The organism is Streptosporangium lutulentum, assembly GCF_030811455.1.
Taxonomy (GTDB): Bacteria; Actinomycetota; Actinomycetes; order Streptosporangiales; family Streptosporangiaceae; genus Streptosporangium; species Streptosporangium lutulentum.
On sequence record NZ_JAUSQU010000001.1, the window covers coordinates 7,658,467 to 7,670,583 of the forward strand.

Annotated in this window: 13 protein-coding genes; 10 read left to right on the forward strand and 3 right to left on the reverse strand. The window is 66.9% G+C overall.

The genetic code is table 11. The features are described from left to right. Positions 1–53: 53 nt before the first annotated feature. Positions 54–299 (forward strand): cell division protein CrgA, encoded by a 246-nt coding sequence (locus J2853_RS34460; RefSeq protein WP_307564877.1) that lies wholly within the window; start codon positions 54–56, stop codon positions 297–299. Positions 300–346: 47 nt separating this feature from the next. On the opposite strand, the gene J2853_RS34465 is transcribed toward J2853_RS34460, so the two are convergent. Continuing rightward, positions 347–1,108, reverse strand: a complete 762-nt coding sequence (locus J2853_RS34465) for a rhomboid family intramembrane serine protease (RefSeq protein WP_307564878.1) — start codon at positions 1,106–1,108, stop codon at positions 347–349. A gap of 236 nt (positions 1,109–1,344) precedes the next feature. Continuing rightward, a complete protein-coding gene (locus tag J2853_RS34470; protein WP_307564879.1) occupies positions 1,345–1,881 on the reverse strand; it encodes a peptidylprolyl isomerase in 537 nt (178 codons plus the stop codon). Positions 1,882–2,092: 211 nt separating this feature from the next. Between J2853_RS34470 and J2853_RS34475 the strand changes: the two genes are divergently transcribed. Beyond that, positions 2,093–2,605, forward strand: a complete 513-nt coding sequence (locus tag J2853_RS34475) for a hypothetical protein (RefSeq protein WP_307564880.1) — start codon at positions 2,093–2,095, stop codon at positions 2,603–2,605. Between the two features lie 251 nt (positions 2,606–2,856). On the opposite strand, the gene J2853_RS34480 is transcribed toward J2853_RS34475, so the two are convergent. After that, on the reverse strand, positions 2,857–4,176 hold the full coding sequence (locus tag J2853_RS34480; protein WP_307564881.1) for an MFS transporter: 1,320 nt from the start codon (positions 4,174–4,176) through the stop codon (positions 2,857–2,859). 134 nt (positions 4,177–4,310) lie between these two features. Here J2853_RS34480 and J2853_RS34485 point away from each other — a divergent pair, with 134 nt between their 5' ends. From J2853_RS34485 to J2853_RS34520, 8 genes are all read left to right on the forward strand, one after another. Further along, entirely contained in the window at positions 4,311–4,607 is a 297-nt protein-coding gene (locus J2853_RS34485; protein ID WP_307564882.1) for a type II toxin-antitoxin system Phd/YefM family antitoxin, read from the forward strand. A 50-nt stretch (positions 4,608–4,657) separates the two neighbouring features. Then, positions 4,658–5,524, forward strand: coding sequence for an alpha/beta fold hydrolase (locus J2853_RS34490; protein WP_307564883.1), 867 nt, complete (start codon positions 4,658–4,660; stop codon positions 5,522–5,524). A gap of 900 nt (positions 5,525–6,424) precedes the next feature. Further along, positions 6,425–6,841, forward strand: coding sequence for an STAS domain-containing protein (locus J2853_RS34495; RefSeq protein WP_307564884.1), 417 nt, complete (start codon positions 6,425–6,427; stop codon positions 6,839–6,841). Between the two features lie 255 nt (positions 6,842–7,096). After that, entirely contained in the window at positions 7,097–7,693 is a 597-nt protein-coding gene (locus J2853_RS34500) for a hypothetical protein (RefSeq protein WP_307564885.1), read from the forward strand. A gap of 95 nt (positions 7,694–7,788) precedes the next feature. After that, on the forward strand, positions 7,789–8,964 hold the full coding sequence (locus J2853_RS34505) for a sensor histidine kinase (protein WP_307568924.1): 1,176 nt from the start codon (positions 7,789–7,791) through the stop codon (positions 8,962–8,964). 104 nt (positions 8,965–9,068) lie between these two features. Continuing rightward, positions 9,069–9,473 carry a hypothetical protein gene (locus J2853_RS34510; RefSeq protein WP_307564886.1) on the forward strand — a complete coding sequence of 135 codons (405 nt, stop codon included), beginning with the start codon at positions 9,069–9,071 and terminating at the stop codon, positions 9,471–9,473. A 215-nt stretch (positions 9,474–9,688) separates the two neighbouring features. Further along, positions 9,689–10,792 (forward strand): tryptophan--tRNA ligase, encoded by a 1,104-nt coding sequence (gene trpS / locus J2853_RS34515; RefSeq protein WP_307564887.1) that lies wholly within the window; start codon positions 9,689–9,691, stop codon positions 10,790–10,792. A gap of 357 nt (positions 10,793–11,149) precedes the next feature. Further along, positions 11,150–12,091: a glycosyltransferase gene (locus tag J2853_RS34520; protein WP_307564888.1), complete on the forward strand. Its 942-nt coding sequence runs from the start codon at positions 11,150–11,152 to the stop codon at positions 12,089–12,091. Positions 12,092–12,117: the final 26 nt, after the last annotated feature.

Here is a 12,117-nt window from a genome sequence, read left to right on the forward strand (position 1 = left end):
ATGGCCTGCGCATGATCCGGATCGCGCAGGGTTGACGCAGGAGAAGAAACCCAGTGCCCAAGCCCAACACCCGCAAGAAGGCGGTTTACACTCCGCCGCAGACGTCGCAGCAGGTCAAGATGAGCCCGCGCTGGTTGGCGCCGGTCATGGTGACCTCCTGGATCATCGGGATCCTGTGGATCGCCACCTATTACGTGGCACCCAGCGCACCCCTCCTTGGCACCCTCCAGAACTGGAACCTGTTGATCGGGTTCGTTTTCATCATCTTCGGTGTGGTGTTGTCCACCCGCTGGCGTTAGTTTTTTCCACAGTGTTTATCCACACCCTGGGGACGCCAGGGTGTGGATCAGCCGAAGAGGCCGGTGAGCTGAGCCTGGACGGCGAACGGCGGCAGCAGCACGACCATCGCGACCAGCACCACGCCGAGCGCCACGCAGCCGCCCCACTGGACGGCGTTGCGGCTCTTGGGCGGGGCGAAGGCGAGGATCACGGCGACCAGACCACCGGCGATCAGGCCGCCGAGGTGACCCTGCCAGCTGATGTTGGGGACCACGACGGTGAGCACCGCGTTGATGCCGATCAGCCAGAGCACGCCGCGGACGTCGAAGCCGAGCTTCTTGGCGAGCACGAACAGCGCGCCGAACATGCCGAAGATCGCACCTGAGGCGCCCACCGCGACGGACCCGAACAGGTAGATCGCGACGGACCCGCCGAGCGCGGAGAGCATGTAGAGGGCCAGGAACCGTGCGTGGCCGAGGCGCCGTTCCAGCTCCGGGCCGATGGCGTAGAGCGCCCACATGTTGAACAGGATGTGGGTCAGGGCGAAGGAGCCGCCGCTCAGCGGCTGGTGCAGGAAGGCACCGGTGATCAGACGCCACCACTCGCCGTCGTAGGCGACGTTGTAGGCGCTCATCGCGAAGTTGTTGATCACCCAGTTGGTGCTCACGGTCTCCGCGAGGTAGGCCAGGACGTTGATGACGATCAGCGTCCAGGTGACGCGGGGGACGGTGACCGCCCGGCCGCCGAAGGTCGCCTGCGCCTGGCGCATCGTCCTGTTGCCCTCGGCGACGCACTCGGGGCACTGGAAGCCCACCGAGGCCTCGCGCATGCAGTCAGGACAGATGGGACGGTTACAGCGCTGGCAGCGCACGTAGGTTTCGCGCCCGGGGTGCCGGTAGCAGGTGGGAATGGCCGCAGTGTCAGGCTCGCGGGGTGGCTGACTGGTCATGACGTGTGGCTGGCCCTTCGAGGGTGGTGTTATCCACAGACTGCCAGCCTATTCATGATCCCGAGTACCCGCACACGCGAACGGCGACCTCCCTGGGGAGGCCGCCGGGCGAATGATCAGCTCTGGACGCGCTCGATCGTGACCGACTCCAGGACCACGGGCTCCTTGGGACGGTCGCGGTCGTCGGTGTCGGTCTTGCCGATGGCGTCGACGACGTCCTGTCCTTCGACCACCTCACCGAAGATGGTGTGCTTGCCGTTGAGGTGCGGCGTGGGCACCACCGTCACGAAGAACTGCGAGCCGTTGGTGCCGCGGCCGAACTGGATGCCGGCGTTGGCCATGGCCAGCAGGTACGGACGGTTGAAGTAGAGGTCGGGGTGGATCTCGTCGTCGAACTTGTAACCGGGGCCGCCGACACCCTGGCCCAGCGGGTCGCCACCCTGGATCATGAAGCCGTCGATGACCCGGTGGAAGACCGTGCCGTCGTAGAGCTTGTCGGTGGTCTTCTCCCCGGTCTCCGGGTGCACCCACTCGCGGGTGCCTTCGGCCAGTTCGACGAAGTTACGCACGGTCTTGGGCGCGTGGTCCGGGAATAGCTGGACCTTCACGGTGCCGCGGTTGGTCTTCAGATTCGCAATCAACTTCTCAGCCACGATCGGACTGCCCCCTTCAGGTCAGCCAGGCAAAGCCTGTGTATAGCGGTGCTTCTGTGATCTTCTGACTATTACGGCCGTAGCCGATCCACCAAGCATCCTCCCACGGCTCGTCATGATTGAGCCGCCTTCGAGCGGGAAGGGGTGGCGACGGGGCCCCAACAGATCTGGGGAGGTTGTCGTGCCTCTAGTACTATTCGGAAAACGCAACATGAAGATCGTGATTCCGGAAACGCGGCTGAGCCAGGTAAAGGCTCAGGCCGTCCGAACCGCGGATCGGGTCGGCCCAATGGCCACCCAGGCCCGTGACACCGCCAATGAGAAGATCGTCGTCGCACGAGGATGGGCAGCACCTAAAATCGACGCTGCCGCCCATTCCATCGCGGAGGAGATCGCGCCGAAGATCAGCGCGATGATGTCCCAGGCAGCCGCCAGAATCGACCCCGCTCCCGTCGCGAAGTCCCGCAGCAGAGGGCCGATGCTCCTGCTGTTCATGGGGCTTGCGGTCGGAGCCGTCGGCTATGCGATGTACCGCAAGAACGCCGATCAGTGGGCGGACACGATGAAGGACAGTGCGTCCGACGCATCGCAGTGGGTGGGACAGAAGACGGATGCGACGGCCGACAAGGCCTCCGGTGCGACGCAGGACGCCGCGTCGAAGGTCAACGAGTTCGGAGGCAAGACCGACTCGAAGGCGGACCAGATCTCCAAGAAGATGTCCTGATTCATTGACGTGCGGCCCGTACCCATCGATGGGTACGGGCCGCACGTCAATGAGAGGACGGTTCCCGCCTCCGCCTCGCCTCGAACGCGACGGCATGAGCACGCGCATCCACCACCCCGAGGTTCCCCTCGGGCCGAGTACGAGATCGGCGGGCTCGGCCGCGGTCTCGCCCCGCTGTTCGCCCCCTCGCCGGTTGGGCCACCACCGACCTCGGCAAAGCCGATCGGGCCCGGAACGACGACGACACCGGTTCAGCCCGGCGGCACGTCCCGGATCTCACCTCGGCCGGCGTCGTCCGGTGTCTCCCCGGTCGCGCGCGCCGCGTCGGCCAGGGAGGGCATGTGCCTGATGGTGCGACTCGCGGTGGTGCCCGCGGCCACGATCAGCATGACGACTCCGATCGCCGACAGGGCCGCCGCCGGACCCCACCGCTCGATGATCGACCCCGCTGCCACGGGGCCCACGGGGCCGGCCAGGCTTCCGATGAGCGCGAGGCTGCTGATCACCCGCCCCTGGAGACGGTCGGGTGTGACGGCGACCTGGTAGGAACCGAGGATGACGTTCGCCGCCGGCATCAGGAAGAGCATGGCGGCCAGTGCCGGAGCGATGACGGCGATCGTGGGACTGATCGCCATGAGAGGGACCAGCGCCGCACTGACCCAGAACACCCCGAGGATGACGACCACCGGGCTGAAGCGCAGAAGACGGGGGGCGGTCAACGCGCCCAGCAGGCCGCCCACGCCGGAGACGCCCAGCATCAGGCCCACCTCGGCAGAGGTGGCTCCCCCCTGTTCGACGATGACGATCACCCCGAAGGTGAGGGCGGAGAACACGAGGTTGACTCCTGCCGCGGCCAGGAGCATCACTCGCAGCAGCCGCTGGGCCCAGGTCCATCGAAGGCCCTCGACGATGTCCTGGAGCAGGCTTCCGCGCTCCTCCTCCCGCTCCTGGACGTCCATCGGAGTCCGGATCGCCAGTATGGCGAGGAAGGAACAGAGGTAGGCCAGAAGCTGCCCCGCGAACGGAACCGCCTGTCCGAGGCCGTAGAGCAGACCGCCCAGGGGAGGCCCGGCGATCGTCGCGACCTGATCACGCGCCTCGTTCAGCGCGAAGGCCTGCGGTAGGCGGCCGGTCGGCACGATGCGTCGCAGCGCGGACATCTGGGCCGGGTGGAAGAAGACCGCGCAGGTGCCGCTGATCACCGCCGCGCCCAGCAACATCCAGAAGGTGAGCCGTCCCGAAAGCAGGCCGGCGACGACGGCGAGGAGCAGCCCGGCGCGCAACAGGTCACAGGCGAGCATGGTCCGGCGCCGGTTCCACCTGTCCACCAGAGCTCCGGCGGGCAGCCTGAACACGATGTGCGTGATCAGGGTCGCGGACCCGATCAGCCCCGCCTGTACGGCCGACCCCGTCAGGTCCAGGGCGATGAGGGGATAGGCGAGGGAAGAGATGTTCGCCCCCAGGACGGAGCCGACGTTGGCGCTCCACAGCAGGACGAAGTCCCGGTTGCGTCGTAACGGTTCCGAGGTCGCCCCGGACGCTCTCTCGTCGATCTGATCCGTGCCGCTCACTGGCCCTCCGTAGATGTCGCCACGCTCGAACAGGCGGGATCACCCCGTCGAACGGGAAGATCGCTTGGTCATTATGTACAGAATTTAAATTTTGTACAATTAAGAGGCGTACAGAACTGCAGTACTGTGCAGCTATGAGCGTGGAGACAGTGCCCTTCACGGTGGCGCGCGGCCAGTTGGCCGAGTTGATGGGGCGGGTGGCGTACGGCGGCGAGAGGATCGTGCTGAGCCGCCACGGCAAGCCCGCCGTCGCCCTGGTGTCCATCGCCGACCTGGAGAGACTTCAGGCGATGGCGGAGCGGGAAGAGACGTCCCAGGTCATGACCTTGGGAAAGACGTCATTCGACCTTGCCGAGCCGTCCCGTCAAGGAGAACCCCGCCGTTTCGACATCGCGGCCGAGCAGGTCCCCCCTGGCGACCTCGCCCCCTGATCGAGCCGCGTCCTTCGCGGGGCGGCTCCGAATGATCCACAATTGATCGCATGCCGACGATGCGGGTCAACGATGTGGATCTCGCCTACGACGAGGCGGGAGACGGTCCCGCGGTGGTGCTCGTGCACGCCGGATGCGCGGACCGGCGGATGTGGGAGCACCAGTTCCAGGCCCTGGCGGCGGACTTCCGGGTGATCCGATACGACTGGCGTGGATACGGCGAATCCGCCGACGCGACCGGCGACTTCGCGCACCACGAGGATCTGACGGCGCTGATGGACGCGCTGGAGATCGATCGGGCGGCGTTGGTGGGCAGCTCCGACGGCGGCAAGATCAGTCTGGATGCCGCGCTCACCTCGCCCGGAAGGATCACCTCGCTCACGTTGGTCGCCCCCGGGGTCTCCGGGCACGACTGGCCGTCGTCGATGACCTCGCTCTACCGGGAGCGCGTGCACGACGTGCTCGGCCTCGACCGGCTGCGACGGTACAGGACCGGGGAGGCCGACGGCATCGACGCCGCGGAGTTAGACGCCTACTCCGAGGCCGAGACGGAGTTCCTGGTCGCCGGGCCGAGCCGTACCCGTGAGGATCTCGACCCCGAGGTGTGGCGGCTGGCGCTCGCGATGGACCGGCGCTTGAACCAGCGGGCCTGGTCCAGGCCGCAGACCCCCTCGCGTACGGCGCGGCCACCGGCGATCACCCGGCTCCACGAGGTCGAGCTCCCCACGCTGGTGGTCACCGGACTGGCCGACGTGCCCGAGATCCTCGCGCTGTCGAACCTCCTGGTGGAGGGCATCAAGGGGGCTCGCGGGGTCGAGTTCCCGCGGACCGGGCACCTGCCGCCGCTGGAGCGCCCGGACGAGTTCAACGCGGCCCTGCTGGACTTTCTCCGGGAGCCGGGGACGGCCGGCCACTGACGGACGGCGTGCCGGCCGCGTACTCCCCCCGGTACCACCATCCGCCCTGCATCGCGAAGGTCCGCCCGACCACCTCGAAGGTTTCACGTGAATCATCGGCCGAGCTCTCATCGCCGCAGCGCGGAGCGGAAGGCCGTGACGCGGCGAAATCCGCGTGCCCGCGACCGGTCGCCGACGCGCGGTCCGTCCCTCGGCGGTCACCGAGGAACGTCCGCGATCCATCCCTCGGCGGTCACCGAGGAACGTCGGCGGTCCGCCCCTCGGCGGCCATCGACGAACGTCGGCGGTCCGCCCCTCGGCGGTCGCCGAGGACAGCGGTGTCGCGACGTCATGAGCGCCACATTCCCAGGGATTTCCCAGGCGGTTCGCAGGGAGTTCCCGAGGGTCGGCGCGCACACTGGACGGACTTACATGTCCTCGACCGGGGTCCGGTCGTCGACGGTCGTTCGGATCCGCTGCCCACGCTCTTTGCTCACCGATGACACCACCTCGCCAGAGTGGCGCATATCCTGGGAGAAATACTGACTCCTCCGGACAAGAGTCTTCATGCGGGCCCGCCTCGGAGAAACGCGACGTCCCGGATGCGGCCGCGGCCCCGACAATGTGATCACCGGTAAGTGATTACCGACGACGTGGGATTTCGCCGCCGATCTCGTCCGCGCCTCGCCCGCGGACGTTTTGCTTTCACGATGAATGCGAAAAATTACATTTACAGTCGATCGCTAATACCTTTCATCACTGAACGCTATGATTTGTACCGTCCGAAGCGCATGAACATGGCGAGTTTCAGGGTCACCCAAAGCCCTGCGGCATCGATGCGATTGAATGATCGTGACTGACACCTCGATGTCGTTCCGTCGCCTTCGCACACCTGCATGCGACACCGGCGAGGAGGTGACAGTGGACACCCTGCAGTTCACGACTGAGAGCATGACCGGTTGCGTGCTGGTCTCGGTCTCCGGCGAACTCGACATAGCCACCAAGCCAGAATTTCTCTGCTACCTGAACCCCATCCTCAGCACTCGCGTCGACATGGTCGTCCTCGACCTCAGCGGGATCACCTTCATCGACGCCCAGGGCCTGAGCGCACTCATCATGATCAAGCGTCAGGCTCAGCTGTCCGGCGCGGAACTCCTGCTCGCCGCGGCACCACCCGTGGTCCTGTCGCTTCTCAGAATCACCCGCTTGGACGGGCATTTCCGCACGTTTCCCCAAATCGAGCCGGCAGACTGCCTACGGCTCGTCGACCGCCTCACCGAGCGATCCACGCCTGAGCAGAACAGAAATCGATACATGGCAGGACAGGGCGGGAAATAAGTGTGACGGGTGGAAACACCTGATTCAAGATCGCCCCCATGACGCACCCCGTGGGATCTGTGGTGAAGACGGCCTTCGCGGGGCCAGAGGCGGAAGACCTCCGTACCGACCCGCGCCGACCGCGGCCTCACCGGTGCGAGGGAGACGCACTCCCTCGTGAGGGGGACTACCGAGATCGCTCTCCTCGGCGATTACTTCCGGGCCGGATGAATCCAGGCTTGAGGCACAAGCAAGCGCCACCGAGGAGCCTCCCGAATGAACCCCCGCATCGCATTCATCGCAGCCCCCCTGCTCGTCATGGCCTACGGGGTGATCCGAATCCTCGACGGACTCGACGGCAGCCGAGGCCCCGGCCTCGCCTGGACCTCCGGCCACCTCGCCTTCATGGCGGCCCTGATCCTGTTCGTCTCCACCTTCCTGCAGATGCGCCGGATGGCCGGCGGGAACGTCCTCTCCACCGTGACCACCGGGCTCGGCGTCTTCGGCATCCTCACCCTCTTCGTGCAGTTCGGCATCGACCTGGTGGTCGGCTTCATGTCCGCCGACCACGCCGCGATGAGCGTCCTCTTCGATCAGGTCCAGGCCGTTCCCGGCGTCCCCATCCTGATCTACCAGGGTGGTCCGCTCCTCTTCTTCGCCGCTCAGACCGCGATCGTCGCCCAGCTCGCCGTCCAGCGCCGGGTCAAGGCCTGGACGCCCGTCCTGGTCCTGCTCGACTGCGTCCTGCCGTTCGCCAACAAGGACCTCATGCCGCTCGGGGCCCTCTTCCTGCTCATCTCCTTCGTCCCCCTCGCCGGTCAGGTCTCCCGTACCGCCAAGCCCGGCTCCGCTCCCGCACCCTCCCTCGTGTGACGGGGCGCCGACCGGCAGGCCAGGTGGCCTGCCGTTTCGCGTTCCCCTCACTCACCGTTCCGGAAGGCCGGGAAAAGGATGCAGGATTGGATCTCGTGTCCGATCTGCCGTTTTTCGCCCCCCTTCGCGCCCGATTGAAGGCCCTTCCCCCTCTGTGGGTGGACACGGCGCTCGCCGTACTCGTGATGGTCGCGCAGCTGGGGCCGTTCCTCTCCCGCCACACCCCCGGCGCCGGGCCGTGGCACTGGTGGGGATACGTGGTCGTGATCGCGACCGCCGTACCGCTGGTATGGCGACGACGGGCACCCGTGGTCGTGCTGATGGTCACCCTCGTCGTGGGCGCCCTCTACGACCTCGCGGACAACCTCCCCTCGCAGCCGATCTGGTACGGCGGGCTCATCGCGCTCTACACGGTCGCCGCCCACTCCTCGCGCCGGCCCCGCGTGGCCATGCTCGTCTTCTCGTGCGGCGGTGGCCTGCTCCTGGTCGGCTCCTCGGAGACCGCGCTGCGCGGCATCGTGCAGTTCATCGCCGCGTACGCGATCGGCCGCGCCGCCGCCGCCGCCCGCGCGTACGCCACCGCCCTGGAGGAGCGAGCCTCCCGGCTGGAGTACGAGCGCCGGATCGAGGCCGAACGGGCCGCCGAGCGCGAGCGAGCCCGGATCGCCCGCGACATGCACGACATCCTCGCCCACGCGGTCAGCCTCATGGTGGTACAGGCCGAGGCCGGTCCCGTCGTGGTCAGAAGCGACCCGGCCCGCGCCGAAGCCGCCTTCGACGCGATCGCCTCGGCCGGGCGCGACGCCATGGTCCAGCTCCGCCGCATGCTGGGCGCGCTCAAGGATGACCCGGGGCCGCGCTCGCCGCAACCGACCATCGTCGACCTGGCCAAGCTGGCCGACGGGGTCTCCGGAACCGGGCTCGACGTGACCTACTCCGTCTCGGGTGAGCCCAGGCCGCTGCTCCCCGACGCCGAGGTCGCCGCCTACCGGATGACCCAGGAAGCCCTCACCAACGTCGTCAAGCACGCGGGCGCCACCCGCGCCGACATCCGGCTCCTCTGGCAGGACGACACCCTCATGATCAGCGTCATCGATGACGGCCACGGCTCAGGATCCCCCTTTCCCGCCGGCGGAAACGGCCTGATCGGCATCCGCGAGCGCGCCGCCGCCTTCGGCGGCTCCACCACCGCCGGACCCCGCCCGGACGGACCGGGCTTCCAGGTGCTCGTACGGCTGCCGCTGGCACAGGCGACGACGGCATCACCGTGAGAAAAACGGATCGACCCGGACTCCGGCCGGCGGGTCCATAACGTCTTGATCACCACGCCTCGGCGATCACGAGGCGGCCGGAGGCGGTACGGCAGGATCCTCCTGTGGAACGTGATCTGGTGGAACTGCGCATCCGTGACGGAGACCTCGCCGACTCCGGGTCCTGGGTCTACGTCTGGACGCTCGAAGGCCAGGTGATCTACGTCGGTACCACCGGTCTTCCCCCGGAGGTCAGAACCTGGCTCCATCTTCACGACCCGGACCCCGACGTCGGCCGGGTGAGAGCCCGCCACCCGGAGATCGGCTCGCTCGACGTGATCGCTTTCCGGCTGCCCGAGTCCGTGCCGCGCCCGCGGGTCAAGATCGCGGTGATCGACCGCCTCAGCGCCCTGGGACTGCTCTCCGAGCACTACGTGGGCGATCCGCCGCGCCACGAACCCATCGGAGACGAGTGGTCTCCCCTTCTCCTTTCGATCACCAGCCGGATCGAACGATCCGGGACCGGATGATCTAGCCCGTAGCGGCTGCAACCGCCTCTGCCCGGCGGGTTAGGATGGGCCCATGCATCGTTTGTCATGTCTGAGCTGGTGGCGCTCCTCATAGGAGCGGCCACCTCTCGCGCATGACCCCGGGCCGTTCGAAACGGACGGCCCTTTTGTGTTCTCTCCCTGAATGAAGGGGCCGCTGTCAGGACGGCGGATCACCCAGCACTCAGGAGAACCTCATGAGCACCGTCCTCGGCGTTGAACAGCCCGTCCTCTCCTCTCCCCCCGACGTACCGGGGGTGTCCGCCGCCCAGCGCCGCAGTGCCTCGCTGGAGGAGGCGATCCGCCGGGATCCCGGGCGGTTCCGCGTGCTCACCGGAGACCGTCCCACAGGCCGGCTGCACCTGGGCCACTATTTCGGCACCCTTCACAACCGGGTCCGCCTGCAGAACCTCGGCGTGGAGATGTTCCTGGTCATCGCCGACTACCAGGTCCTCACCGACCGGGACGTCGCCGATCACCTCACCGAGTACGTCGAGGGTCTGGTTCTGGACTACCTGGCCGTCGGCATCGACCCCGACCGGACCACGATCTTCGCTCACAGCGCGGTCCCCGCTCTCAACCAGTTGCTGCTGCCCTTCCTCAGCCTGGTCTCGACCGCGGAGCTGAGCCGCAACCCCACCGTCAAGGACGAGATCGCCAACTCCCGGCAGTCGTCCGTCAGCGGTCTCATGTTCACCTACCCCGCCCATCAGGCGGCCGACATCCTGTTCTGCAAGGCCAACCTCGTCCCGGTCGGCCAGGACCAGCTGCCCCACCTGGAGGTCACCCGTACCGTCGCCCGCCGTTTCAACGACCGTTACGGCAGCGGCGCGGCGGTGTTCCCCGAGCCCGACGCCCTGCTGTCGGCCGCGCCGCTGCTGCTGGGCACCGACGGCACCAAGATGAGCAAGAGCCGCGGCAACGCCATTTCCCTGGCCTCGAGCGCCGATGAGACCGCCAAGCTGATCCGGGGCGCCAAGACCGACGCCGACCGGCACATCACCTACGACCCGGTCACCCGGGCCGAGGTCTCCAGCCTCGTCCTCCTGGCCGCGCTCTGCCTGAACCGCGACCCCCACCGGGTCGCCGAGGACATCGGTGCGGGAGGGGCCGCCGCCCTGAAAAGAACCGTCACCGAGGCCGTCAACGAATACCTGGCTCCGATGCGGGCACGCCGCGCCCGGTACGCCCAGGAGCGCACCTATCTCCGCCACATCCTGCGCGAGGGCATCGGACGCGCCAACGCCGTCGCCGAGAGCACTCTCGACGAGGTGCGAACCGCCATGAACGCCCTTTACTAGGACCTGTCGCGGGGGCGATCTCCATCGGAGATCGCCCCCGCACCCCGGTCGTCAGACCGGCGGTCCTTCTCAGCCGAGGAGCTTCTCCCCGTGAAGAGCGCCCCCGCGCTCCGCCGCTCCCGCTCGAACTCGGAAGCGCGGCCGTATCGCGCGGTGAATAGATGAATAACCCTTGACCACCGGCAAAAGAATTGCCGCTGCTTTTGCTACGCTCGATGAATGTTTCGTTCTCGGCGCAGGCTCACATCAAGTGAGCCATCGCCCTTACGAGTGCACGTGGTGTCGGAGACCACTTTCACCATACGTGGCCACGGCGTGCACAGCGCCTATGAAGAGTGCCTTCGGGCGGTTGACGAAATGCCTGACGTGGAGCAGGTCAAAGGTCTCCGGGCTTATGGAAGATCTGTCATTCTTCACGTGCACACGATGGGCCCCGTGGCGGTGCTTCGAATGCTGGCCCACCGCGGCCCACGACTGATCACCGCCCACGTCACACCGGCGTCACTCATCGGGAACATCAGAGGCGCCGACCTGTTTCCCGGTTTCGCCCGGTGGTACATGAAGGTCGTCTACAACCTGGCGGACCTCGTCCTGTCGGTCAGCCAGGCGACGACGGCGGAGCTTGAGGAGATCGGCGTCCGGAGCCGGATTCTCCTCACGGTCAACGCCATCGACGAACGACGGATCCACCTGCTCTCACGTCAAAGGAAGAGCCTGCGCCAGAGGTTCGGCTGGGATGACGAACTGGTCATACTCGGCGTTGGCCAGATACAGGCGCGCAAGGGCGTGGAGGAGTTCGTCGCGTGTGCCGGAATGCTGCCGCACCTGCGGTTCGTCTGGGTGGGCGGGATGCCGTTCGGCGTGCTGTCGGACAGGCGGAACGAGCTCGTACGTCTATGTGAGACCGCACCGGAAAACGTGAGGTTCACCGGGCTGCTCCCTCGGGACAAGGTGTTCGAATACTACGCGGCCTCCGACGTTTTCTTTCTCCCGTCCAAACACGAGACATTCGGACTGGCCACCCTGGAGGCGGCCACCGCCGATCTTCCCCTGATCCTCAGCGATCTGGACTGTTATCAGAACTGGCTCCAGGACGCCTATGTGCACGGCGAGACGGTGACGGATTACGTCGAGGCGATCCGGAGCATGGAGAACGCGGAATGGCGAGCCAAATGGGGAGAGCAGGCCTCGGAGGTGGCGGCACGATACGGGACCCGGATGCTCACGCACGGTCTTCGTGAGGCGTACTCGCTCGCCGTTCGGCGTTCCTCCTCCTCGCAAGAGCCTCAGCGCCTGTGAACGCACCGGCCGCGAACCGGAGCCGG

Bases quoted from the DNA above. Each gene is read 5' to 3' on its own strand.
- J2853_RS34465 (WP_307564878.1), bottom strand. From the start codon at position 1,108: ATGCGCGAGGCCTCGGTGGGCTTCCAGTGCCCCGAGTGCGTCGCCGAG.
- J2853_RS34475 (WP_307564880.1), top strand. From the start codon at position 2,093: ATGAAGATCGTGATTCCGGAAACGCGGCTGAGCCAGGTAAAGGCTCAG.
- J2853_RS34485 (WP_307564882.1), top strand. From the start codon at position 4,311: ATGAGCGTGGAGACAGTGCCCTTCACGGTGGCGCGCGGCCAGTTGGCC.
- J2853_RS34490 (WP_307564883.1), top strand. From the start codon at position 4,658: ATGCCGACGATGCGGGTCAACGATGTGGATCTCGCCTACGACGAGGCG.
- J2853_RS34500 (WP_307564885.1), top strand. From the start codon at position 7,097: ATGAACCCCCGCATCGCATTCATCGCAGCCCCCCTGCTCGTCATGGCC.
- trpS (WP_307564887.1), top strand. From the start codon at position 9,689: ATGAGCACCGTCCTCGGCGTTGAACAGCCCGTCCTCTCCTCTCCCCCC.
- J2853_RS34520 (WP_307564888.1), top strand. From the start codon at position 11,150: ATGCCTGACGTGGAGCAGGTCAAAGGTCTCCGGGCTTATGGAAGATCT.